The sequence below is a fragment of the Caulobacter sp. ErkDOM-C genome (genome assembly GCF_048541825.1).
In the GTDB taxonomy this organism is placed as follows: domain Bacteria; phylum Pseudomonadota; class Alphaproteobacteria; order Caulobacterales; family Caulobacteraceae; genus Caulobacter.
Genome location: NZ_CP183332.1, coordinates 2984559 through 3008659, shown reverse-complemented (window position 1 = coordinate 3008659; position 24101 = coordinate 2984559). Strand labels below are relative to the sequence as shown.

19 protein-coding genes, 2 tRNA genes and 3 pseudogenes are annotated in these 24101 nt (G+C 64.5%); 16 read left to right on the top strand and 8 right to left on the bottom strand.

Features of this window, described 5'->3' with window-relative positions; genetic code table 11:
* Positions 1-6: 6 nt before the first annotated feature.
* The gene (locus tag ACN2C8_RS14545) at positions 7-774 is read right to left on the bottom strand and encodes an SDR family NAD(P)-dependent oxidoreductase (protein WP_419252652.1); all 768 of its coding nucleotides are present in this window, start codon (positions 772-774) and stop codon (positions 7-9) included.
* Between the two features lie 728 nt (positions 775-1502).
* On the opposite strand from ACN2C8_RS14545, the gene ACN2C8_RS14540 reads away from it, so the two are divergent.
* Together ACN2C8_RS14540 and ACN2C8_RS14535 are read left to right on the top strand one after the other, a co-directional pair.
* A complete protein-coding gene (locus ACN2C8_RS14540) occupies positions 1503-2018 on the top strand; it encodes a nitroreductase family protein (RefSeq protein WP_419262194.1) in 516 nt (171 codons plus the stop codon).
* The gene (locus ACN2C8_RS14535) at positions 2015-4654 is read left to right on the top strand and encodes an erythromycin esterase family protein (protein WP_419252648.1); all 2640 of its coding nucleotides are present in this window, start codon (positions 2015-2017) and stop codon (positions 4652-4654) included. The genes ACN2C8_RS14540 and ACN2C8_RS14535 overlap by 4 nt, the downstream gene beginning before the upstream one ends.
* A 694-nt stretch (positions 4655-5348) precedes the next feature.
* Here ACN2C8_RS14535 and ACN2C8_RS14530 read toward each other — a convergent pair.
* On the bottom strand, positions 5349-6155 hold the full coding sequence (locus ACN2C8_RS14530; RefSeq protein WP_419252646.1) for a DUF5681 domain-containing protein: 807 nt from the start codon (positions 6153-6155) through the stop codon (positions 5349-5351).
* Complete coding sequence (locus ACN2C8_RS14525; protein WP_419252644.1) at positions 6152-7477, bottom strand: site-specific DNA-methyltransferase; 1326 nt, start codon at positions 7475-7477, stop codon at positions 6152-6154. Before ACN2C8_RS14525 ends, ACN2C8_RS14530 begins: the two co-directional genes overlap by 4 nt.
* 181 nt (positions 7478-7658) lie before the next feature.
* On the opposite strand from ACN2C8_RS14525, the gene ACN2C8_RS14520 reads away from it, so the two are divergent.
* From ACN2C8_RS14520 to ACN2C8_RS14510, 3 genes are read left to right on the top strand one after another with little or no spacing between them, the layout of a single operon-like run.
* Positions 7659-7937 carry a DUF3489 domain-containing protein gene (locus ACN2C8_RS14520; protein WP_419252642.1) on the top strand — a complete coding sequence of 93 codons (279 nt, stop codon included), beginning with the start codon at positions 7659-7661 and terminating at the stop codon, positions 7935-7937.
* A complete protein-coding gene (locus ACN2C8_RS14515; protein WP_419252640.1) occupies positions 7937-8350 on the top strand; it encodes a DUF2924 domain-containing protein in 414 nt (137 codons plus the stop codon). The genes ACN2C8_RS14520 and ACN2C8_RS14515 overlap by 1 nt, the downstream gene beginning before the upstream one ends.
* The gene (locus ACN2C8_RS14510; RefSeq protein ID WP_419252638.1) at positions 8347-9990 is read left to right on the top strand and encodes a recombinase family protein; all 1644 of its coding nucleotides are present in this window, start codon (positions 8347-8349) and stop codon (positions 9988-9990) included. The genes ACN2C8_RS14515 and ACN2C8_RS14510 overlap by 4 nt, the downstream gene beginning before the upstream one ends.
* A gap of 397 nt (positions 9991-10387) precedes the next feature.
* Here the strand turns inward: ACN2C8_RS14510 and ACN2C8_RS14505 are convergent.
* Positions 10388-10477: transfer RNA gene (locus ACN2C8_RS14505), tRNA-Arg, on the bottom strand.
* Positions 10478-10863: 386 nt separating this feature from the next.
* Between ACN2C8_RS14505 and ACN2C8_RS14500 the strand changes: the two genes are divergently transcribed.
* The 8 genes and pseudogenes from ACN2C8_RS14500 to ACN2C8_RS14465 all read left to right on the top strand — a co-directional run bounded on the left by ACN2C8_RS14500 (position 10864) and on the right by ACN2C8_RS14465 (position 19056).
* Complete coding sequence (locus ACN2C8_RS14500) at positions 10864-12321, top strand: tyrosine-type recombinase/integrase (protein WP_419252636.1); 1458 nt, start codon at positions 10864-10866, stop codon at positions 12319-12321.
* Positions 12318-13061 carry a hypothetical protein gene (locus tag ACN2C8_RS14495; protein WP_419252634.1) on the top strand — a complete coding sequence of 248 codons (744 nt, stop codon included), beginning with the start codon at positions 12318-12320 and terminating at the stop codon, positions 13059-13061. Before ACN2C8_RS14500 ends, ACN2C8_RS14495 begins: the two co-directional genes overlap by 4 nt.
* A 202-nt stretch (positions 13062-13263) precedes the next feature.
* Positions 13264-13509, top strand: a complete 246-nt coding sequence (locus ACN2C8_RS14490) for a helix-turn-helix transcriptional regulator (RefSeq protein WP_419252632.1) — start codon at positions 13264-13266, stop codon at positions 13507-13509.
* A gap of 3 nt (positions 13510-13512) precedes the next feature.
* Positions 13513-13986: a hypothetical protein gene (locus tag ACN2C8_RS14485; protein WP_419252630.1), complete on the top strand. Its 474-nt coding sequence runs from the start codon at positions 13513-13515 to the stop codon at positions 13984-13986.
* Positions 13983-16232, top strand: coding sequence for a phage/plasmid primase, P4 family (locus ACN2C8_RS14480; protein WP_419252628.1), 2250 nt, complete (start codon positions 13983-13985; stop codon positions 16230-16232). The genes ACN2C8_RS14485 and ACN2C8_RS14480 overlap by 4 nt, the downstream gene beginning before the upstream one ends.
* 554 nt (positions 16233-16786) lie before the next feature.
* Positions 16787-17245: a hypothetical protein gene (locus ACN2C8_RS14475; RefSeq protein WP_419252626.1), complete on the top strand. Its 459-nt coding sequence runs from the start codon at positions 16787-16789 to the stop codon at positions 17243-17245.
* A 585-nt stretch (positions 17246-17830) separates the two neighbouring features.
* Positions 17831-18262: pseudogene (locus tag ACN2C8_RS14470) on the top strand (transposase); the annotation flags it as partial.
* Between the two features lie 125 nt (positions 18263-18387).
* Positions 18388-19056: an Abi family protein gene (locus tag ACN2C8_RS14465; RefSeq protein ID WP_419252624.1), complete on the top strand. Its 669-nt coding sequence runs from the start codon at positions 18388-18390 to the stop codon at positions 19054-19056.
* Between the two features lie 402 nt (positions 19057-19458).
* On the opposite strand, the gene ACN2C8_RS14460 is transcribed toward ACN2C8_RS14465, so the two are convergent.
* Positions 19459-19629 (bottom strand): hypothetical protein, encoded by a 171-nt coding sequence (locus ACN2C8_RS14460; RefSeq protein ID WP_419252622.1) that lies wholly within the window; start codon positions 19627-19629, stop codon positions 19459-19461.
* A 457-nt stretch (positions 19630-20086) separates the two neighbouring features.
* A tRNA-Arg gene (locus ACN2C8_RS14455) sits at positions 20087-20163 on the bottom strand.
* 92 nt (positions 20164-20255) lie between these two features.
* Between ACN2C8_RS14455 and ACN2C8_RS14450 the strand changes: the two are divergent.
* A pseudogene (locus tag ACN2C8_RS14450) lies at positions 20256-20354 on the top strand (hypothetical protein); the annotation flags it as partial.
* Between the two features lie 61 nt (positions 20355-20415).
* Positions 20416-20529, top strand: a pseudogene (locus tag ACN2C8_RS14445) (HWE histidine kinase domain-containing protein); the annotation flags it as partial.
* A 66-nt stretch (positions 20530-20595) separates the two neighbouring features.
* Here the strand turns inward: ACN2C8_RS14445 and ACN2C8_RS14440 are convergent.
* Positions 20596-21108, bottom strand: coding sequence for a CarD family transcriptional regulator (locus ACN2C8_RS14440; RefSeq protein WP_419252620.1), 513 nt, complete (start codon positions 21106-21108; stop codon positions 20596-20598).
* A 292-nt stretch (positions 21109-21400) separates the two neighbouring features.
* Positions 21401-21742 carry a ferredoxin FdxA gene (gene fdxA / locus ACN2C8_RS14435; RefSeq protein WP_035043467.1) on the bottom strand — a complete coding sequence of 114 codons (342 nt, stop codon included), beginning with the start codon at positions 21740-21742 and terminating at the stop codon, positions 21401-21403.
* Positions 21743-21994: 252 nt separating this feature from the next.
* Between fdxA and ACN2C8_RS14430 the strand changes: the two genes are divergently transcribed.
* Positions 21995-24079: a putative bifunctional diguanylate cyclase/phosphodiesterase gene (locus tag ACN2C8_RS14430; RefSeq protein ID WP_419252618.1), complete on the top strand. Its 2085-nt coding sequence runs from the start codon at positions 21995-21997 to the stop codon at positions 24077-24079.
* Positions 24080-24101 lie beyond the last annotated feature (22 nt).

Here is a 24101-nt window from a genome sequence, read left to right as displayed (position 1 = left end):
TCCGCCCTAGCGGGCCGTGTAGCCGCCATCAATGACCAACTCCGAGCCGGTTACGAACTTCGCTTCGTCCGAAGCCAAATAGACCGCGCCCCAGGCGACATCGTCAGCCTCGCCGATATGGCCGAGCGGATGGAGAGCATCAGTGGCCTTGCGGTTGGCCTCAAGATCACCCTGGGCGCTGAGGTGCTGTTCAACCATCGGCGTCCAGATGAAACCCGGGTGAATGGAGTTCACGCGAATACGATCGCTCGCATAGGTGAGCGCGTCGGTCTTGCTCATCAATCGGACGGCGCCTTTGGACGCGTGGTAGGCGGGAACGTCAGGTCCTCCCACCAGTCCATAGATGGACGATAGGTTGACGATGCTGCCACCGCCAGCATGTCGCAAATGCGCAATCGCATGCTTGGTGCAAAAAAATACGCCCTTGACGTTGATGGCCTGGACCCAATCCCATTCGGCCTCGGTCGTTTCGTGGGTCGGCTTGTTGGTTCCCGCCACGCCGGCGTTGTTGACCAGAATATCGATGCGACCGAAGTGTTCGGCCGCTTCGTGGATCGCACGCGCCACCTGGGCCTCGTTGCTGACGTCGCATCGCCAGTAGCGCGCCTTGCGTCCCTGGGCCGTGATTTCGTCGACGAGCGCGGCGGCCTGGTCGTCGAGAATGTCAAAGATGGCGACAGCCGCGCCTTCTTCGGACATCCGCAGCGCCGTCGCCCGGCCAAGCCCCAGGGCTCCGCCTGTAATGATCGCAACCTTGTTCGTCAGTCGACCCATTGTCTCGCCTCCTGGTGGGCGATGTCGCCAGGTCAAATATCCAGGCGCCATCGACATGCCGTGTCTGTGAATGACCGATGTCCCGGTACGATGGTTAGCCGTGTGTCTGTCGCATTGACCCAACGCAATCACCGCACCGGCAGATCAAGGGCGGCGTCGATCCCGGATGCTGGCTGCGATCATTGTCTCGCCCGCCAGGCCTCGTCGCTTGATGGTCGGCGATGCGGCCTCCCGGACGACGTCCGATATGACGCGAGATATCGTTCGCCAATCCGTTGCCATGATTGCGCAAATTTCGTGCGGGGACGGCTATGGCAAGGGCGGCATTGACCTGCGTCAACGCGCGCCTCGATCTGCCGCTCTTCACTCGGACGTTCCCTTGTCGCGCCTTCGAAGGAGGCCAAGATGACGGCTGCCGCTCAGCTCTGGGTCACGCCCGCATGCGGCCAGCATCGCGCCATTGCGAGTCTGCCTGGATCGCCGCGACGTGAAATCGATCGCCTTTTCGAGGCGGCTCCACGTCGCTGCGCAGGGGCCTCGCCACAACCGCCCTGAGGCGTCGCGCCCAGGGCCGTCGCCGCGATTATCGCCCCACTACCTTGTCGCGGCGTCGTCCAATCTCGTCTCGCGGCGGTTGCGGCGAGACCTCCACAGGAGCCAAGAGCGACATGGACGTATTTACAGCCATTCACGAGCGCCGCGCTGTCCGCGACTATAGCGACGAGCCGGTGGCCGACACGGCGATCGCCACGCTGATCGACGCGGCTATCTGGGCTCCAAGCGGGATCAATCTGCAGCCCTGGTGCTTTTTCATCATTGAGGGTGCGGCGAGGTTGGCGGCGTGTTCAACCAAGGCCAAGGCGGCCCTTCAGGGGGCAGCGATGGAACATCCCGAACTGACGGGCCTGCAGTCAATGCTCGCCTCGCCGACGTTCAACGTCTTCTATAATGCCCCTGTCCTGATCATCGTCTGCGCGACAACCGGCGACGAGATGGCCCTCAAGGATTGTTGCCTGGCCGCACAGAACCTGATGCTGGCAGCGACCGCCGAAGGTCTTGGCACCTGCTGGATCGGCCTGTCTGAAACCTGGTTGAATACGGATCAGGCCAAGGCCGACCTGGGAATTCCGGCCGGCTTCAAGCCCGTGGCGCCGATCATCGTCGGCCATGCCAAAGGGTCATCGCCGCTTCCGAGCCGGCGCGCCGCCGATATCCGTCGTGTCGGCAAGGCGGTGCGGTCATGAGCGCGCCCGACAGCGCCGCGATCTTCGCGGACCGCGCCGACGCCGGCCGGCAATTGGCGGCGCGGCTGGCGCGGCTGGGTCTCTCACGTCCCGTGGTCTACGCCCTGCCGCGCGGCGGGGTTCCGGTCGCGGTGGAAATCGCCAAGACCCTCGCCGCGCCGATCGACCTGATCCTCGTGCGCAAGCTTGGCGCGCCGGGGCAATCTGAACTCGCCGTTGGCGCTGTGGTGGACGGACAAGAGGCGCAGGTCGTCATTAACGAGGATCTGGCCGCGGCGACCGGCGCCGACGCCGCCTTTCTGCAGGACGCCCAGCGACGCGAACTTGGCGAGATCGAACGGCGAAGGACATTCTATCTCGGCGACCGTTCCCGGATCAGCCCTGTCGGGCGCACGGCGATTGTGGTCGATGACGGCCTGGCGACCGGCGCGACGGCCAAGGCCGCCTTGCGGGCGCTCCGCCGTCAGGGCGCCGCCCGTATCGTGCTGGCCATCCCGCTCGCGCCAGTCGAGACTCTGGACGCCATGCGCGCCGAGGCCGACACGGTGATCTGTCTGGCATCGCCATCGCCGTTTCTGGGCGTTGGCAGATTCTATGGCGACTTCCATCAACTGACCGACGATGAAACCATCTCGCTGTTGCATCAGGTCTGGGACGCCGCCGCCTCTGGCGGGACCGTCGAACGGCGTGAGGTGCGGCTGCCGCCGATCGGCTTGACGGGCGACCTTCAGGTCCCGGAGGTGGCGCGGGGCATCGTGGTGTTCGCTCACGGCAGCGGTTCAAGCCGGCTTAGCCCGCGCAATCGCGCCGTGGCCGAGTCCCTCAACACGCGCGGCTTGGCGACGCTGCTGTTCGACCTGCTGGACGACACCGAGGCTGCCGATCGCCGCAAGGTGTTCGACATCGACTTCCTGGCCGAGCGACTGGTCCAGGCCATAAACTGGATCTCGGGTCAGCCGGATCTGGCCCAACTGCCCCTGGGTTTGTTTGGCGCCAGCACCGGTGCGGGCGCCGCCCTGGTAGCGGCCGCCAGGCTGGGCGAGGGGGTGGGCGCCGTCGTCTCTCGCGGCGGACGGCCGGACCTGGCGGACGCCGCGCTAGCGCGGGTTTCAGCGCCAACCTTGCTTATCGTCGGCGGTGCGGACCATCAGGTCATCGAGCTCAACCGGCAGGCTTTGGCCGTGCTGCGATGTGACAAGGCCCTGCGCATCGTACCCGACGCGGGACACTTGTTCGAGGAAGCCGGCGCGCTCGAACATGTGATGCATCTGGCCGGGGACTGGTTTGGCGCCAAGCTTTGCGGCCCGGTCGCGACCGCCGATTCACGGGCTCTGACTGTCACGCCTCAGGCCCGCCTCGCCGCCGCAGCCGAACCGCTGCCGGACATCGACGATCCCGCCTTCGCCGCCGCCTTCGACCGCTACGCCGAGGCCCGGGTCGTGCTGATCGGCGAGGCCAGCCATGGGACGAGCGATTTCTATCGCGCCCGGGCGGCGATTACCCGCCGGCTCATTGAACAGCATGGCTTCGAGGTCGTCGCGGTCGAGGCTGACTGGCCCGACGCCGCCGCCATAGATCGACACGTGCGATGGAAGCCGCACAGGGAGATGACGCCGTCGCCATTTACCCGCTTTCCCACCTGGATGTGGCGCAACACCGACGTCGAGGCCTTCACCCGCTGGCTGCGCGATCACAACGCCGCAAAGCCAGTCGCTCACCGCGTCGGCTTCTATGGCCTTGACCTCTATAACATGCGCGCGTCGATGGCGGCGGTGCTGGCCTATCTCGACGAGGTCGATCCGGCCGCCGCCGCCGAAGCGCGCGATCGCTACGCCTGCATGGCGCCCTGGAACGTCGCGCCGGCGACCTACGGTCGAGCTGCGATCAACCAAGGCTATGCGATCTGCGAGCGCCAGGTGGTGAGCATCCTGGTCGATCTGCTGCGCAAGGCCGCCGACTACGCCGCCCAGGACGGTGAGGCCCTGTTCGACGCCACCCAGAACGCTCGACTGGTCGTCGACGCCGAACGCTACTATCGGGCCATGTATTACGGCGCTCACGAGTCCTGGAACCTGCGTGATCGGCATATGTTCGAGACGCTCGATCGTGTCCTGAAGATGCGCGGCCCGCAGGCCAAGGCGGTGGTTTGGGCCCACAATTCCCATATCGGCGACGCCCGCTATACCGAAATGGGCGCCGCGCGGGGCGAACTGAACATCGGCCAACTCTGCCGTGAACGCTTCGGAGGGGACGCCGCGCTCATTGGCTTGGGCACCCACAGCGGCACGGTGATGGCGGCTTCCGACTGGGACGCGCCGGCGGAGGTCAAGACGGTCAAGCCCTCGCGCCCTGACAGCTATGAGGCGTTGTGCCACGCGGTGGGCGTCGAACGGTTCCTCATCGATCTGCGGCCGGGTCAAAATGAGGCCTTGCGGACCGATCTGCGCGAACCGCGGCTTGAGCGCTATATCGGCGTTGTCTATCGCCCCGACAGCGAGCGCATGAGCCACTACGCCCACGCCAGCTTGTCCCCACAGTACGACGCTTTCGTCTGGTTCGACCAGACGCGGGCCGTCACACCGTTGGCGACGGAGGTTCGCGCCGGCGAAGACGATACCTATCCCTTCGGCCTCTGATTTGCCCGGCGCCCAACACGGAGGCCAACTCTACGTGCACTATCCTAGAGCCTGGCTCTAAGTGAATGGCCTTGAGCGCGCTGAACACCGACGGGCTGCCTTATGCCGCCAAGAGTCACTCTGCGGTCTGGCGCACAGAGCGCCTGTCTACGAATCTGAGGGTCGGACGTTCGAATCGTTCCGGGCGCGCCATTTCTTCCCATTGAGATCGTTGCGACTTTTCGGATCTGCCTTCGGGTGGAGACGAGAATTTCGCGCCGGTTTAGAGGGAGGTTTACAGTTTACGTTCCCGAACTGTTCGCTGCAGCCTTTGACGCCGCCCGTTTCGCCAGCAGATTTACGACGTTATCGACGTGGTCCTGTCCTGCGTCGGCCAGTTTTCGACGATCGGTGGCGTGCTCGAGCCGGCTCATGATTGCAGCATCGCTGGCACCGGCCTGCGCGAGCTCGACGCCGCGCGCGATCTTCTAAGGGGCTGCGGTCCATCGCCGCCGGATCGATCGCCCGCAGGTGTTCCGCCATCCCGTGCATTCCGTGGTGAGTATGGCCCTCCCGGGCCAAACCTGCGCCGGCCGGGCAATCCGTGGCGCCTATCGCAGCCAGCAACTCCGCCATCAGCGTCAGCTTCTGAATGTCCGGAGTCTGGCGAGGCCCCAATGTCGGCTCCTGGCGCTGAGCAGAAGGTCATCGAGGCTCAGCGACTACTGTCGATCCGTAACTGACGCAGTCGCTCCCGCCGCTCGTGATTTTTGGCCTGTTCCTGGTGCCACTCTCCGATGTTGAAGCCTGGGGCCCGCCGCGTCGGCTCATCTGGGATCAATCGGCCGATCATGTCCGCGAGCCGCTGCTCATGGGCGATTTCGATCTCATAGACCTCCCGAAGCTCCGGATTCTCTTCGATCTCCTGCCTATAGGCCTCGATCTCCAGCAAGGACTCTGCCCGACGTGCCGCGAGCTTGTCCCAGTGCGCCTTGTGATGGTCATCCATCGGGCCATTGAAGATGACCTGACCGGCGCGGATATCCAACAGAATGTCGTCGGGGTGTGGGATCGGATTTGGGCGGGCTTCACCTCTGCGATCACAGGCTTCGAAAACCTCCTCCCAGCCCTTCTTGTACTCGATCGCGGCCCCCATCATTGCGTCACGCTCGCTGAGCGACCGCTGTTCCACGGCCTGCACGAGGCCGGTGACGGCAAGCTGTGCTCTGTGGCTGCCTTTCACGGCGGCGACGCCCAGGCTTCGGAGTACGGCCTGGATCATCGGAAGCTCCTCGAGCTTCCCGTTTTCGCGGATCTGGATCGGCCGATAGGCCTCCTGCATGATCAGATCCTCCAGCCCTGACGCGCGACTTGCCGTCTTGCCCGGCTTTGCCTTCTTCCTGGGACGGCCGCGGGGATTGCCAGATGCACCCTTGCGGAACTGATGCTGCGCTGGCGGCTGACCATACCCGACCAGGGCCTTGCTCGGGCTGCCGGGGTCCCCATCGTCGGGCGCGCTCACTTCGGCTCCTCCCGCGAGCGCTGCACCTCGGTCGCCTCGAAGGTCGCACCATCCTGGGCAAGTTTCGCCGCCTTGCCAGTGAGCTTCTCAAACCGCCGCACAATGGTGTCGCAGTAGAGCGGGTCGAACTCGATGAGGCGGGCCGACCGACCGCATGTCTCCGCGGCGATCAGAGTGGTGCCGGATCCGCCAAATCCGTCGAGCACGATGCCGCCCCGCTTCGAGCAGTCACGGATCGCGTCGGCCACCAGGGCGGTTGGCTTAACGGTGGGATGCATCGCGAGCACCTCCCCGCGCCCCGATCCTAGACTGCTGATCCCCGGATAGTCCCAGACGTTGGTGCGGTATCGCCCGTCCTCACCAAGGCCGAAGCTGTTCACGTGTGGAGCTGTCCCGACCTTGAACACGAACACCAGCTCGTGCTTGGACCGATAGAAGGTGCCCATCCCGCCATTGGTCTTGTTCCAGACGCAGAGGTTCTTCAGCTCGCTGAACACCTGCTCGCCGGCCGCTAGCAATTCCCCCATGTGGCGCCAGTCCATGCATACGAAGGCGATGGCGCCATCGCGACTGACGCCGGCCATCGCGCCGAGGGTCTCCCGCAGGAACGCTGTGAACGCGACCGAAGACATCTCGCCGGCGCCCATGGCGAACTCGCGATGCTGGATGCTCCCCAAGCCGGAGACGTGCCCATCGATCGGCACATTGTAAGGCGGATCCGTGAATACAAGGTCGGCGATATCGCCCCGCATGAGCCGGGCATAGTCCTCCGGATTGCGCGCATCGCCGCAGATCAGCCGGTGGCGCCCAAGCTCCCAGACGTCGCCCATCCGGCTTACCGCCGCCGTCGCAAAAGGCGGGACCCGATCCTCCGGACCGGGAGGCGCGTCGGGGTCGCTGTCTCGGGACAAGTCGAGGGTAAGGTCGACCTCGGCCAGGGAAAAGCCGGTCAGGGTCACGTCGAAGTCCAGGTCGATGAGGGCCTGGAGTTCGATCGCAAGGATCTCGGTGTCCCAGCCTGCGTTGAGCGCGAGTTTGTTGTCGGCGAGCACGTAGGCTCGGCGTTCGGTCTCGCTAAGGTGGGACAGGCGGAGGATCGGCACCGATTCCAGGCCGAGAAGCTTTGCAGCTTCAACCCGGCCATGACCGGCGATGATCTGACCCTCGTCGCTCACCAGCACCGGATTGGTGAAGCCGAACCGCTGGATACTGTCGGCGATCTGCTTGATCTGCTTTTTGGAATGGCGCCTAGCGTTTCGGGCGTAAGGTTTGAGCGTGCTTGGTGCGCGGTGCTCGACTTCAAGTTCGGCGGGGCGAGTCATCTGCCGAACATATCATGAACTCGTGATTCTGAAACTAATGGCCGCAACCTGCCGCTGCCTGCGCTGAGGTTCGACTGGACTGCGGCGGGCGTCCGAGCATTGCTGTTGGCGTCCAGCCCGGCAGTCCGGGTTTTGCTCAGTGCGGGCCAACACCGGCCCCATGAGCGAAGGACAACTTCAAATGACCAAGTCATTCCGCCGATCCGGCGCCTTGCCCACAGACTCAACCGCCGAAATCCCGACCGAGCCGGCCAAGACGAAAATCGCCAGCGTCGTCGACCTGCTTCGCAGCCCTGGCGGCGCGACCCTCGAGACTATGATGCGCGCTACAGGCTGGCAGGCGCACTCGGTCCGCGGCGCCCTGGCCGGATCGATCAAGAAGGGCATGGGCCTGCACGTTGTCTCTGAGAAGGTCGACGGTGTCCGGATTTATCGCATCCCGGCGAAGGTCCCGGCGTGATGATCGATCCCGCAATTACCGAGGAGGTTCGAGCGCTCGAGCGCCTGGACCTGGAGGGGCTGCGAGCGGTTTGGCGCAAGCGCTATGGACATCCGCCGACGCTGAGGTCGACCGACCTTTTGGCTAGGCTCTTGGCCTGGGGGATTCAATCCGAGGCCTTCGGAGGCTTGGACGCCGAGACCCGGTCGACCCTCTTCCGAATGAGTCTCCCGGTCGCTGCGCCCAGTCTCGCCCCAGGCATGCGTCTGGAACGTATCTGGCGTGGGACCACCCAGACCGTCGAGATCGTCGAAGGCGGGTTCCGCTGGCGTGGAAAGGCCTATCGCAGCCTTTCACAGGTGGCCCAAGCGATCACGGGCGTGAAGTGGAACGGTCCAAGGTTCTTCGGGCTGCGGCGGGACCCAGCGCGATGAGCCAGAAGCTTCGCTGCGCCATCTACACCCGAAAGTCCTCTGAAGAGGGGCTCGATCAGAGCTTCAACAGCCTGCACGCCCAGCGCGAGGCGTGCGAGGCCTATGTGCTGAGCCAAGCCGGGGAGGGATGGTCGGCCCTCAGGACCACCTACGACGATGGTGGGTTCTCCGGCGGTTCAATGGAGCGGCCGGGCTTGGCCCAACTGCTCAGCGACATCGCCGCAGGCAAGATCGATGTGGTGGTGGTCTATAAGGTCGATCGATTGACCCGGTCGTTGGCGGATTTCGCCAAGATCGTTGAAACCTTTGACGCGCGGGGCGTCTCGTTCGTTTCGGTCACCCAGGCCTTTAACACCACCAACAGCATGGGCCGGTTGACCCTCAACGTTCTGCTGTCGTTCGCCCAGTTCGAGCGCGAGGTCACCGGCGAGCGCATTCGCGACAAGATCGCCGCCTCCAAAGCCAAGGGCATGTGGATGGGCGGTACTATTCCTCTGGGCTACGACCTTCGTGAGCGCAAGCTGATCATAAATCTCGTCGAGTCCGAACTCGTCCGGGACATCTTCGCGCGCTACCTGGCCGGATCGTCGGCGGCGTCGCTGGCGGAGGATCTTGAGCGCGCCGGCGTCCGCTCCAAGGCCTGGACGACGCGCGCGGGCCGGCCGATGGGCGGCAAGGTCATGGGCAAGGGCGCCATCGTCCATATCCTTCAGAGCCGGCTTTACCTCGGTGAGATCGTCCACAAAGGACAGGTCCATACCGGCGAGCATGAAGCGATCATCTCGCGGGAGGTGTTTGATACGGCCGCGGCCCAGATGGCTGCGAGGGCGGCGCTGCGCCGCAGTCGGCCGTCGCGCGCTGTGGCGGGACCACTCAAAGGTCGACTGTTCGATGGTTTGGGTCAGCCAATGAGCCCGAGCTTTGCCTATGGCAAAGCTGGAAAGCTGCATCGCTACTACATCGCCATGGCGTTGCAGCGCGGCGTCAAGCTGGCGCAGGCTGATGGCTTCATACGCCGGGTGTCAGCGCCTGCGGTTGAGGGTTTCCTTGTCGGCATCTTGAACCGGATCAGCACCCGAGACGATGTGGAGACCGCCGACTTGCAGGATGTTGTGCATCGCGTGGAGCTGCGGGCGGATGAGACCCATCTCATCATAGATTCCGAGATGCTCTTTCCCGGCGAGAATCCGGAGCTTGTACTGGCCGCGGTTCGCAAGGCCCTCGTTGAGGGCGAACAGGCGGTTGCAGAACGCGGGCAGCAAAATGCGATCCGGCTGGTGCTGCCCCAACGTCTCCAACTCCGCGGCGGGCGGACATCAATCCGCGGGGGTTCGGCGGATGAGCGGCCTAGGCGGATCAATCCCGGGCTTGTGAACGCCCTGAAGCGCGCCCATGCCTACTTGCTCGAACTGAAGGCCTCGCCGTTTTCGAGTCGGGAAGACCTTCAATCTGCCGTGGCGCCGGCGACGCAACATGATCGTCAGGTGTGTCGCCTCGCTCTGATGTCGCCGGATATCCAGCGCCAAATTCTCGTGGGTGACCAGCCCGCCGGCATGACCCTTCGAAACATCCTGAAAACGCCGATGCCGCTTGCCTGGGCAGACCAGATGGCGTGGCTGGAGACGATTTCGCGCGGGTGATTTAGCCCCTAAATTTATCCCTGTTCCAGGGCGAATTGTTCCCTGTTCAACTCGCTAATGTTCCCTGTTGCCGGCTTGCAAATTCCCTGTTCGCAAGCTGAGGGATCGTGGAAGGCTTCGAGATTATTGCATTAAATTCAGCAGGTTATGGGGGTTGAACACCGTGGGGAGGCCGATGGTGCGATTCAAATGTCCCTGAAATCCCTGTTATCAGCTCATAACAGGGAAACCGTCACGGTTTTTGATGCGCGGAGACAGGCCCTGAAATGGAGGGGTTTGGGGGCCGAACAGGGCCATCGGAGACCGGGCCGGATGACGGATTGGTCTCGCTGGAAGCCCGGTGCGCTGGGGCTTTGGCGACTTGGTCTCGGAGAAGAGCCAAGTTGCCCAGACTGCGTGGCGGCCCGGAAGGGACTCGAACCCCTGACCTTCGCTTTAGGAAAGCGGCGGTCTTTGCCAATCAGTGTCAACCATCGACCACCAGGCCCGTCGAAAAAAGCCAGTAAATACAGCAGGTATTGCACCACCACCCATCAAGCGTTACCGTGAAGCCTCATCTTTGTGTGACCCCGCTGTGACCCCGCAGCGCCTGGGGTCACAAGCGAGCGGCGGGCAATGCAACCCTCTCCATCCCCCTTTGGCTGCGGCGAAAACGTCGAGAGCATAACAACCGCGCGGGGCTACAAGGCCCCCGCCAAGGCATCCACTGAGCGCCCGTGGCGAGTCGTCCGCACCGAACACCTCTTGGCCCTGGGGGAGGGCGCGCCGCTCGAGGTACGCGGCCCTGCCCCCGGTCGCGGCTGGTATGTCCGCGAATTGGACGCAGACGGTCCCGACGCAACCAGCGCCCGCGTCTAGGGAGGCCCTGCCACCATGGCTTCGCAGCACCTCACCGCGCGAACGTGCGCTTCGGCCCGGCCTCGCGTCGCAGCGGATGGCAGCCTTGAACGTATCGCTCTTGGCGACAACGACCCCGTGGGCCTGGAACTACGCGTATCGGTCGAGGGACGGAAGACCTGGACTTTTCGCTACCGCACGCACGACGGACGCCAGCGGCGCTTGACGCTGGGCGTTTTCGTTGACGGAGACGATGAGCCGACGCAGCAGGACCGCGAGGCCGTGGGCGGCGACGCCCAGGCTCTCACGCTCAAGGCGGCGCGGCGGCGCGCGCGGCAGGTCCGGGCAGGGGCGGAGGGGGGGGGCGACCCAGCGGCGGAGAAGCAGGCGCGCAAGGCGGCGGCGAGGGCGGAGCCGCTGAAGACCTTCGACGATCTGGCGACCGCCTACATGACCGCATGCGAGAAAGGTCGGTGGAAGCCGCGCCGCAAGCAAAAGCGCGCCCGAACCCTGCGCGACGAAACAGGCATCCTCGCCCGCAATGTGCGGCCGATCCTCGGAAAGCTGCGGCTGGAAGACGTGAACAAGGCAGCGGTGCGCCGGGTACTTGACGCGATGCTTGACCGTGGCGTCGGCGCGCAGACCAACCGGACCCATGCGGTTATCCGGCAGGTTCTAGCCTACGGCGTGGCCCAAGAGCGGCTGACCATCAACGTAGCCGCTGCAATAGCCCCTCCGGCCGATCAGACGCCCCGGACGCGGGTTCTGTCCGACGACACACTGAAGGCCCTCTGGGCCGCTTGTGAAGCGGTGCCGGCGGGGTGCCGGCTTCCGCCGCGCAAAGGGCAGAAGGAGGGCGACAGTCTCAAAGTCGGCCGGCCCACCCGAATCACGCTTCAGTTATGCGCGTTGCTGCTTCAGCGCCGGCAGGAAGTGGCGGACATGCGAGTGGATGAATTGGATTTGGCGAACAAGGTCTGGACGATACCGGCCGAGCGCACCAAGGGGGGCAGGGTGCAAGTTGTCCCGCTGCCGGATCGAGCGTTAGCCTTGATCGAAGAGGCCCTTCGCCTTGCGCGCGAAGGCCAGACCACGGCCCCCGCTTTCGTCTTCCCCAGCCCGCGCACGGGCGATGATCCCAAAGACGCGCGCTGCATTACGCCCGACAGCGTGACGCGGGCTATGGCGCGGCTTTGCAAGGGGCTGGATCTGCCTTTGGTGTCGCCGCACGACCTGCGAAGGACGGGCGCGAGTGCCATGGCGAGCGAGCGCCTGGGGATTGCGCCGCACGTGGTGAGCCACGTGCTGGGCCACGCTGGCGACCTGGGCGGGGCTGCCGCCGTGACTTGGCGGCACTACGCGCAGCATGACTTCATGCCCGAGAAGCGTCGGGCCCTGGAGGCTTGGGAGGGGCTGCTGCTGGTGATCGTCGGGGAGCGCACGCACCCGTCAAACGTCGAGGACCTTGCGCAGGCGCGGGGGCGGCTGGCGTGAGCGACTTCCGGATGGATGAAGAGACGGCGGACTTTGGCGAAGCCCCGTGGGAAGAAGATTGGTGGGACCTCCTGCTAGGCCCGCAGCCGCCGCCGCACCATCACGACGAAGCCAACCGCAAAGCGTACTATCGGAAGGGGGATTGGCCGGAGGAAGATAACGGCCCCCTCGACGGCGTGTTTCTACACCGCTGGCTCGGCGCGCGCGCAGTCGAGGCGGTCGGGCAGGTTCGCCTACCTGCATCGCTCAGGAACTGCGGCCCCGAAGCGGGGGAGTGGCGCGAGGCTGCCGAGACCCAAGCGGTGAGGGAAGTTCGCCAACGCCTGCGGCAAGACCTGCTCGCGGGCGTCATCACGGCGTTCGCGATACACCCAGAAACCGGAAGGCGGCACGAAGTCCCGAAGGAAGTTTGGCAGGCTGCGGGCGGCGTATGCAGTGCGATTTTCTGGTCAGGCCGTTATCAGCTTGAGGCCGGAGACGGCGCGGCTGGCGACGTGTTTCTGCGCGACCTCCCGCCGCCGCCGCCCGACTGGTGGCCGCTCCCGGCGCAGTTGCTGAAGGTCTGGTGTGCGCCAGACGGAACCGCCGAAAAGGCCGCAAACGAGCGGCTTGCGGGGCGAGGCTGTCCGTCGCCATCGGAGCGGAAGGTTTGCCAGGAACTGTCTGACATGTGGCATGAAGCGGGGCGCGAGGGCGGCTCGCTTAAATCGATCCAGACGGCCCGCAGTTCGCTCCGCTGAACGCTGGCCTGATGCCAGCAAGAGGGCACCCACTAGCGTCAGCACTGGGCTAACCACTTGGCGTGATTGTTCATTCCGACCCCGCCCCGTCAAATTCGTGGCGCCAGTTTTTCGCCAGTCTTTCGCCAGCCGGTTGGCGGCAAACCACCTGCCACGATGCGCCATCAACGCCCAGCACGGGCTGCGCAGCGAAGGTTTAGAAATGACGACGATCCCTGAAGGCCAAGACAAGCCCCGACGCTCTCACGCGGGGCCCGACCCGGACACGGCACCGGTCTTCCTTAACATGCGCCAGGTGCGCGCCCGCACCAGCCTTGGCGAAATGACCATCCGTCGTTTGGCCGAGCAGGGGGCGTTCCCCCGGCCGGTGCGGCTGGCCCCTCAGCGCGTCGCGTGGCGCAAGGTGGACGTGGACGCCTGGGAAACCTCGCGCGTGGAGGTCGGCTGAGCCATGACCAAGAGCAAGGGCAAGCGCCCCCTCGCAGCGGGGCAGGGCGGCAGGAAGACGGGCGGGGCAGGTCAGCCTATCTCCGGGCCTTACACGACCTATATAGGGCGCGGAGCGGGCTGGACGTGGGTCTCTGTAGCCGAAGAGGCGGGCGTCGCCGTCGCGTCAAGCACGCCGCTGCCTGACAAGGAAGAGGAAGCGGCGGCCGTAGCCGAGGCGGCGTCGGCTGTGGCGGCGGGCGCGACCGGCCTCAAGTGGGTGTCTGATGCCGCCGAGGCTACAGCGGGAGTGGCGCATGACGCGTGCCTTCATTTCCGCCGACGCGTGCGTGAGTCGCAGGCAGCGGACAGTTACACCATGGAGCCTTGGGGCCGAGAGATCGGGGCTTGGCTCAATGTCGAACGCTACGGCCGCCTGGCAGCTTATAGGAACCGCGTAGCGGTGCTGATGCAGGCCGAGCAGGGGGGCGGGGCTTGAACGCGATTACCCCCAACGCCTTCAGCCGCCTCCCCAGCAAAATGCTCGAGGCCAAGCGGTGGCTGGGCTGGAAGCGGGGCACAGGGGCGGAGGGCAAGAAGCCCCGCAAGGTCCCCTTCTACGCGAACGGCACAGCCCGGTCCGGCAAGCTCGACACCCCGGAGGATTGGGCGCGTTTCGTAACATTTGAGGACGCCCGGGCCGTGCTTGTACGGGGCGGCTTTGAGGGGCTGGGCTTCGCCCTTGGCCCGGATGGGTCCGGGCAGGTGTGGCAGGGCCTGGACTTCGACGGCGTCAGGGAGCACCGGGAGCTGCACAAGGTGCTGCGTTCAGCCCCCGGATACGTGGAGGCCAGTCCGTCCCAAAACGGCCTGCACGTGATCGGTTACGGTCGCGCGTTCGCGGCTCTGGGCTCGAACGCCAGCGGCATTGAGGCATATGCCGGCGGCCGGTTCTTCACGGTCACGGGAAGGACCGCCTCCTGGGCGTCGTCGGAAATATTGGACCTGTCCGACTTCGTGAACGGGACGCTGCGCCCCCTCCACGCCGTCGGCCGTGCTGGCCTGCCGGCCGTGCAGGGGGGCGGTGCTGAAGCCGTGCAGGGCGTTGGCGCGGGAGTCGGGCAGGGGGGTGTTGCTACGGTCGTCGTCGTTTCGCCCGAGGTGCTCGACGACCTTCGCTCCGCGCTCCGCCATCTCGACGCTGACGGCTACAAAGAGTGGACTGACGTTGGTATCGCCCTCATGACTCTCGGCGAGCCCGGTAGGGAATTGTGGCACGACTGGGCGAGCACCTCCGGGCAGTACGACCCTGATGAAGCCGAAACGAAATGGGCGACGTTCGCGCCGGACCGGACCAGTTACAAGGCCATTTTCGCGAAGGCGCAGCGCCAAGGGTGGCGGAACCCAGGCGGACGCGAGAGCAATGACGGCGCGGTGGCCGGGCTCAGCGACGACGCCCTCGCCCTTGAGTTCGCCCAGGAGAACGAGGCCAGCCTTCGGTACTGCGAGGGGTGGGGCAAGTGGCTCAAGTGGGACGGAGTGCGATGGGCGGAGGACAAAGACCTTACCGCCCTAGATTGGGTGCGGGACCTCTGCCGCCGCTTCGCGCAGGCATCCGGCGGCCGCGCGGCGCAGGCGCTGGGCTCGGCCCGCACTGCGGCGGCGGTTGAGCGGTTGGCGAAGACCGATAGGCGGCTCGCTGCGACTACCGGTCAGTGGGACCCTGACCCTTGGCTTCTCAACACGCCGGGCGGCGTGGTGGACCTGAAAACCGGAAAGCTTAGCCCGTGCAGCCCTGCCTTAAACATGACCAAGGCGGCGAGCGTGGCACCCGAGCAGGGGGGCGCAGTCCCGCAAGTTTGGCTGCACTTCCTGGACCGGATCACGGGCGGCGACGAGGAACTACGGGACTATCTCCAGCGGGTGCTGGGCTACGCCCTGACCGGGGAAACCAGCGCGCACGCGCTGTTCTTCGGCTACGGCACGGGGGCGAACGGCAAATCGGTGCTGATCGACACGGTGGCGGGCATCTTGGGCGAGTACCACAAGACCGCGCCTATGGAGACGTTCACCGAGAGCCGGAGCGAGCGGCACTCCACGGAGCTAGCCATGCTCAGGGGGGCCCGGCTGGTCACGGTGGCCGAGACGGAGGAAGGCCGGCGCTGGGCCGAGAGCCGGATAAAGCAGCTCACGGGCGGCGACCGGATCAGCGCGCGCTTCCTGTATCAGGACAACTTCGAGTTCGCTCCGCAGTTTAAGCTATTCATCGCGGGCAACCACAAGCCCGGCCTGCGCTCTGTTGACGAAGCCATGCGGCGACGGTTCCATCTGATCCCGTTCGCGGTAACGATCCCGCCTGAAGAACGCGACGAAGGGCTGAAGGACAAGCTGCGGGCGGAGTGGCCGGGCATCCTTGCGTGGATGGTCCGGGGTTGCCTGGACTGGCAGCGCGGGGGCCTTGCGCCGCCCTTGGCGGTTCAAGAGGCGACGAACGCCTATATGGAAGGGCAAGACGCCCTTGCCACCTGGATCGAAGACCTAATCGACGTAGACGTGCAGGGGTGGGCGGCATCGGGCGACCTCTTCAGCGCATGGGAAGCCTGGGCGAAGCTGCATGGCGAGCCTGTCGGGACGGCTCGAAGGCTCACCCAGGCACTGGAGGCGCGGGCCTTCGTTCGGGGCAAAAAGGGCGGGGTACGGGGGGTGTCGGGCCTGAGGCTGAAAACCGGGGATCTCCCCGAATAAGACGCTGGACACTTCGGACACGGCGGAACGTTCTTCCGCGCAGTAGGCACCCCTTGGGGGGGGGAGAGTGTTCTTTTTGCCGTGTGTGCGTATAGGGGAAAGAAGGATTCTAGCTGTCCGAAGTGTCCAGCCCCCTCGAATATCCAACCAACTACCCCCAACTGCTCGCGCGCAAAGACAGTTTATAAGTGCAAATGCACTCAATCATGCGGGCGGGAACCCCACCCCCTGCCCGGAGCACCGGGCCAACGGCGCGACGCGTATTTGCGCCCGGCCCGCGCTGCCGAGGCTGATGGCTTTTCCACGCAAAGCGCCACACGACAAAGCAGGCGGCCCACCTGTCGTCCCCTAGTCCAGGGTTAGAGCGCGGGATGGTTCCAGAGCCCCCACGGCCCTGCGCGTCCTTGAGGTTGTAGCTCGAAACGCATATCCCAGAGACTGAACGGCGAGGGCAGGTGGCCGCAACTGCACAACACGACAAGTTGTCGCAAATGGTTAGCCAGCCGCCGCAGCTACACGGGCGGCGGCGAACCTGCACCAGAGGGGAGGGTATTGTGAGTTTTCTCGATTGGAAGGTGGGCGACGTTTTGAGCGTTGCCGCCGGGGTTTTGGCGGCCGCTGCCTTTGTCTATGGCGGCGCTCATCTCAGCGCATCCGTACTGGAACTGCTCGACGCGTCTTTCGCTGCGGACAGCGACGCCGATGATTGGGGCCTTATGACCGCGCTCCTCGCCAGTGTCTTCGTGGGTTTGGCTTTGGGTGTGCAGCTCTGGGCCCGGCGCTTCCCGCGCGGCGTACTTCACTTAGCGGTCATAGGCCTCGGCATAGTCGCTGGCGCATCGTTTACCCAAGGTGTGCTCCGCCGCATCCCTAACGACCTCATAGCCCTGCCGGTGGCGATCGTCCTCATGTTCCTAGGTATTGGAGTGTCTTGGACGCTTTTGTTCGCGTGGACCGAAAGAAACCGTTGGACAGCGGCCCGGATGAGCGTTCGTCGTGAAGACCCCCGCTAGTCACTCTGCGGGCAGGGGTGACGACGGGGGCATGAGTCCGTGCGAACCGGGCCAAGATCGGAGGGGCTGGCAGCCGCAGACTTGAATTTGAGCCCGGCGCTATTGTTCTCTCCTGGCCCGACGCGGGCCGTTATTGGGGCGGGTTTTGTGTCTTTCCCCCAACTTTGCTGAGACGGCGTGGAGAGGCGGCGCTTATCTCGGGGCCCTGCCGAGCTTCGTACACGCCTGCGGCGACAAGCGGCCCGCCTATGGCCCGTCTCGTTTGCCCGAGGCCATTCTACCTTTTCCCCAAATTTCCCCGGGCCACGGGGTAGGCAGAACACGCGCGCGCGCCGGACCCCTCCCCCAGGGGGCGGGATCGGCCGTGGTCCGCCGGGAGTTCGACGGAGAGCGGAAGCCTTGGCTGCTGACGGCGTGTGGGCGGGAAGGTGGCCAGCGGGGCGGCGGTAGGACGGAGAGCGTCACCCCCAAGGGGCCGGCTCGCTCCCTGACCGATGTGAAAGCAACCCCTACCAGCCTCGACAGCAATCCCGGTGAGCTGCGCGGCTTGTGGGGCGAACGTGCAAACGGACGACCGGACGCCAGCTTTGGCGGGCGAGACGACCTTGTACCCTGCCTTTCGTGACCAAGGCCGAACGCGAAGGTGTCGCCCTGGTCGCCGCCAACGTCGAAGCTGGCGCCACCGTTCATGCCGATGAAGCGACCCACGGGGACCTTCTCACCGCCAAGTTTGCCACCAAGCGTATCAATCACTCGGAAGCCTACTCGCTGGACGGCGCTTGCACGAACTGGGCTGAGAGCTTCTTCAGCCGCATCCGCCGTGCCGAAGCCGGTATCCATCACCGCATCGCCGGCGAGTACCTGTCAGCTTATGCGAACGAAAGGGCGTGGCGCGAAGACTTCCGCCGCGTGTCGAACGGTGGCCAGTTCGCCATGATCGTGGACGCCGCGTTGTCGGCTCCGGTGCCGCGCCAGTGGAAGGGCTATCGGCAGCGGGGGTTGGCGAGCGCTGTGTAATAGCTCTAGAAAAGGTTGAGGGCGGCGTCCCGCTAAGGACCCGCCCTCTGATCTTGTCCACGGTAGGGGTGTTTCCACAACCTATCCGCAGCTCACAAGCGCACCCTAGTCCGGCGAATCTTAAGATGCAACTACCAAGCGCTCCAAGCGGCGATAGGTTCCAAATCGTAGAAAAGGCACTACAATCTCAAAGAGTTGGTAGATATCTACCTGCTGCCGGGAGAAGTAATGAGAAAGCTCTAGAGTATTACATCTGGAACCTTTCTCTATCGGAATGCTTCATTGCTCCTCTACATTACGCCGAAATTGTTTGCCGCAATGCGCTTCACAACGGCCTTGTGGCTAGGGCGGGTGATCAATGGTATTTAGACAAGACATTCAATTCACTCTTGGACGATCGATATAGTCTTGAATTGGCTACTGCGGTAGGAGACGAGCGCCGGCAGCATCGCGATAGAATGACCTCCCATCACGTGGTTTCCGCGCTAACTTTTGGCTTTTGGGAGCACCTAACGACGAAGCGTTTTGAGCGCTATTTGTGGGCGCGCGGCATTTCTGCGGTATTCCCTTGCGCCCCAAAGGGTAAGACCCACGAAGACCTTCAACGGCTCATAGAGAGTGTTAGGCGATGGCGAAATCGCATCGCGCACCACAGAGCGATCTTTGATCGTGGCCCTATGAGAAAGCATGCCGACGCGCTTGAGCTTATCCGCTGGGCGTGCGGGGAAACATCTTCATGGGTGGCATCAAATTCTCGCGTTCCCGCTGTCATCTCGCTACGGCCCAAACCCTAACTCACCAAGCGCCACACGTACTCGCCCTTGATCGACTAACTGGTCACGGCCTCCGCGCGGTATTGGTGCGCTGTATAGGGGTCGAGGTGGCGTAGAAACCATTCCCTTGCCAGGCGACCGACTCTAACGAGTCAACAGAAAAATGTTGACGCGATTCAGCCCGGCGCATACACACCTTTGCACGTTCACTTTGTGGAAAAGTGTGGACAAGCCAGACCCTAAGGTCCGACTTGTCCGGGTTTGCCGCCACCTGTAGCGACTGCGAACTGTATCGACGTGCGAGGTCAATACAGTCCCCCGAAGGCGAATCACGCCTCCCGTTCATCTACCGGCATAGGGCGCCTTTATGGCGTTGACCATGCCCCTTTAAGAAAAAATCAACACATAAAGAATGCCTTATGCCTATTCGGCGAGGCTCCAGATGTATTCGCCGCTGATCTTGTTGGGGGTCCGGGCAATGATCTTGGCGTCTGACGCGAACCGAAGGGCCTTCCCCATTCGCTTGACGATGTCGGACAGCATACGGCGGTCAAAGCTGTCCTTGCCCTCCTGACGGGCCAGTGCTTCGGCCATCTGGCGCGATGTGAGCGGGCCATGTTCCTTAAGCTGGGCGACTAGGTACTGGCGAAGCTCCCTTCGGTAGAGCAGGACAACGCGGCGGACGCGGGCGGTGAGATGGATTTCGCCCTGATAGCCGAGCTCTCCAGCGTCCGGTCTGGGTCGTCCGCACCGTTCGCCAGTGCGGCCTGTCGCTCGCGGAGGACGGCTAGCTCTTCCATCATCTCGCCGCGCCGGAACAGCAGGGCGGAAATCGCGTGCTGGAAGGTCTTAGTGGTGCACCGGGTCATGCCCGAAATTACCCCCGGACCCCCGAAGAACGCACCTGAGAGCTAGGTGTGCTTGCTACATCATACCGGTCTTTCGCGGCGGGGGGCGTCCCCAAGCCGCTCCGCCGCGTGGCGGGTGTGACCCATTTGTGACCCACGGGAATAATTCGACAACGGAGGGGCGCATAAGTCATTGAAAACGTTGGCGGCCCGGAAGGGACTCGAACCCCTGACCTTCGCTTTAGGAAAGCGCTGCTCTATCCTGCTGAGCTACCGGGCCGCGCGCGCCGTGCGGGCGCAGGGTCAATAGCGCAGGATGGCGGGCTTGCGAACCCCGCCTGAGAAGGCGACGCAATCGGGCTGCTGGCGCGTCTGAAGTCCTGGGACGTGCAGGGGCTGATCGCCATCGCGCTGGGCATTCTGGTCGGGGCGCTGTGGCCGACGATCGGGGTGGCGCTGAAGCCGCTGGGCGTCCTGGTGGCGACTTCTATCTGACCGCCCTGATCTTCGCGTTTGTGAGGTTGGGCGACATCGCGTCTCGCTCAACGCGTCTCTGGAGCGTCGCACCTTCCCGCTGCGCGAGCTGGATCACCGGGTGAAGAACACCCTGGCCTCGGTGCAGTCGATCGCCAGCCAGAGCCTGCGCCCCAAAGAAAAACGCCCTCCGCCGCGAGGCGAAGGGCGTCGAATCTTCAGACGCCGGAGCGTGTGATCAGGCGGCGACCGAGGCCTTGACCAGCGACTTGGTCAGGATGCCGATCGCGGCGTCGCGGTCGATGCGCTCAATAGCGGCCACTTCGCGGGCCATGCGGTCCAGAGCCGATTCATAGAGTTGACGCTCGGAATAGGACTGTTCGGGCTGGTTCTCGGCGCGGTGCAGGTCGCGGACGACCTCGGCGATCGAGATCAGGTCGCCCGAATTGATCTTGGCTTCGTATTCCTGGGCGCGGCGCGACCACATGGTGCGCTTGACGCGGGCGCGGCCCTTCAGGGTGGTCAGGGCTTGGCTCACCACATTGCCCTCGGCCAGGGGGCGCAGACCGGCGGTCTTGGCCTTCTTGGTCGGGACGCGCAGGGTCATTTTTTCGTGGTCGAAGGTGATGATGTAAACTTCGAGCGACATTCCCGCCACTTCCTGGGTCTCTACACCCTGGATGCTGCCCACGCCGTGCGCAGGATAGACGACGTGATCGCCAACCGAGAATTCCAGACCGCTCTTGCTCATGTTCGTCCTCATCAATGCGAGCCCAAGGGGCCCGGAACACCGTCACTCCAGATCTGTCCATTGAAGACAGCACAGCGACCGCGAACTGGGCGCGGGAGCCAAGCCAGGACAGGATTTGGAATTAACCTCTAAGACACCCTTCGCCTTCGATCGGGCGCGCCGGTTGAACGGCTCTTCGACAAAAAACGTACAGCCGCGAATTGCCGCAACCGTCACGTTGAAGGCGACGATATCATAAAATTCAGCCTCATGAAAGGCTTGCGCCCGGTTCCGGACCCGTTAGGGGGTCGGATCAGGAGCCCTTGCCGGGCTTTTCGCTGAAGTATTTCTCGAACTTGCCGGTCTCGCGCTCGAAGTCGTCGCGGTCGGCGGGCGGCTCGCCCTTAACCGTGATGTTGGGCCAGACCTTGGCGTAGTCGGAATTGATCCGCAGCCACTTGCCGTCGGCCTCGTCTTCCGTGTCGGGCTTGATGGCGTCGACCGGGCACTCAGGTTCGCAGACGCCGCAGTCGATGCACTCGTCGGGATTGATGGCCAGGAAGTTCTCGCCCTCGTAGAAGCAGTCGACCGGGCACACTTCGACGCAGTCCATGTACTTGCATTTGATGCAGGCGTCGGTGACGATATAGGTCATCCAGAACTCGATTGGTGCTGACGGCGTTCGGCGCGGCGGTTTTCGAAGGCGCAGGGCCGCTTGTCAATGCGGCTTGCTCGCGCGAGGCCACAGGAATTCTCGCTGCGCCGTCAGAGATGGACGCGGGGAGGCGCTCAGGGCGCCCGCCGCCGCGGCGATGGGTCCTCTGGGCGCTCATGATTTCTTATCCAAAATAACGCCAGTCTCCGAGCGAGGAAACGCTCAAAAAAACAACGTCGAGAACCCGACACCATGATCAAGTCGACTGCGGAGGTCAGGTATTTGCCAGAGTCCGAGACCGGACCGGCGCGCCTGGCCGACGCACGCGCCGTCGCCTTCTCGCAATTCGTGCTTCAGCTGCCATTCGCCGCGGCGTTGCTGGATCGTGATCTGTGCCTGCTCGCCGTCAGCCGCGAGTGGACCGCCCATGCCCTGGCGCCGGATCTGAGTCCGGGCGTCGATGCGCGCCGCGCCCTGGTGGCGGGCGAAGATGTCCTGGCGCTGATGAAATGCGCGCGGACAGGCGACGCCTTCTCGCGTTATCTGCCGAGCCTGGACGCCGATGGCGTCCAGCGGATCTGGCGCACCGAGTTCAGCGCCTGCCGCGACGAGGGTGAGCAGCCCTATGCCGTGATGGTCACCGCCCGCGACGTCACCGGCTATGCCCAGGCCACCCTGCGGGCCGAGCGCGATCAGCAGCGCCTGCGCATGGCGCTGGAGCTGGATGGCCTGCTGGTGCGCGAATACGACCTGAACACCCGTGAAGTGGTGTTTTCGGGCGCGACGCCGGATCTTGAAAAGTGGTGCCGGTTCAAGACCGACCCGCTGGAGATCATCCATCCTGACGACCGAGACCGGGTGGCCGCCCTGGTTGCGGCGCGCAAGCCGGGCGAGACCGGGGTCTATGAGTTCCGTCTCGATCGCGATGACGGGGTCGAGACCTGGGTGCGCTCGGCCAGCAAGCTGCTGGTCGGGGCCAATGGCCGGCCCGAGCGACTGGTCAACCTGTTCAAGGACATCACCGACCGCCGTCGTCAGACCGAGGCGGTCGAGACCCTGGCCTTCAAGGATCCGCTGACCGACCTGCCCAATCGGGCCCTGTTTCAGCACAAGTTCCAGGAGGCGGTCAGCGCGTCCGAGTTGCTGGGCGAGATGTTCGGCCTGATCATGATCGACGTCGATCACTTCAAGGACATCAACGACACTCTGGGCCACGACGCCGGCGACGCCCTGCTCAAGCGCCTGGCCGACATGCTGCGCCACGCCTTCCGGGCCCACGACACGGTGGCGCGGCTGGGCGGCGACGAGTTTGCGGTGATCCTGCGCGGCCTGCACTGCGAGGCCGACATGCTGCGGCCGATCCAGACCCTGCAGGAGCTGCTGCGCCGTCCCATCGAGCATGGCGGCCGCAGTTTCACCTGCAGCGCCAGCATCGGCGCAGCCCTGCACGGCGACATGGACGCCGACCCGTCGCACATGATCAAGAACGCCGACATCGCCCTCTATCGGGCCAAGGACGCGGGCCGCAATCGCAGCGTGGTGTTTCAGCCCTCGATGCGCTCGGAGCTGGAGCAGCGGATCGAGCTGTTGCGCGACGTGCGGGCCGGCATCGCGGCCGGCGAGTTCGTGCTGTTCTACCAGCCGGTGGTCGATGTGCGCGAAGGCGGCGTCACCGGTTTCGAGGCCCTGATGCGCTGGGCCCATCCCGAACAGGGCATACTGGCGCCGGCCCACTTCATGGCGGCGTTCGAGGATCAGGACCTGTCGCTGAAGCTGGGCGACGTGGCCTTCGACGCGGCGCTGAACCAGATGCGTGACTGGATCGACACCGGCGTCGACTTTGGCCGGGTCGCCGTCAACATCTCTGCCGCCCAGTTCCGCAGCGGCCGCCTGGCCGAGGAGATCCAGGCGCGCCTGGCCCATGCCAGGGTGCCCTGCGACCGGCTGACCATCGAGGTCACCGAGAACGTCTATATGGGCTGGGGCTCGGACATGGTCAGCGAGACCGTCAAGCGCCTGCACGACGCCGGCGTGATGATCGCGCTGGATGACTTCGGCACCGGCTATGCCAGCCTGGCCAATCTGCGGCAGTTCCCGATAGACCGCCTGAAGATCGACAAGTCCTTCGTCCAGAACGCCCAGGACGAGGCGATCGTCAGAGCGGTGATCACCTTGGGCTCGTCGATGGGCATGAAGGTCGTGGCCGAGGGGGTCGAGGACGCGGAGCAACTGGCCAAGCTGATCGGCTATGGCTGCGACCAGGTGCAGGGCTATCACTTCGGCCGGCCGATGCCGGCGGCTGAGGTGCCGGGGTTCCTGGCTGGGTTTAGGCAGTAGGCGGGTTTTAGAGGCTCGCCCT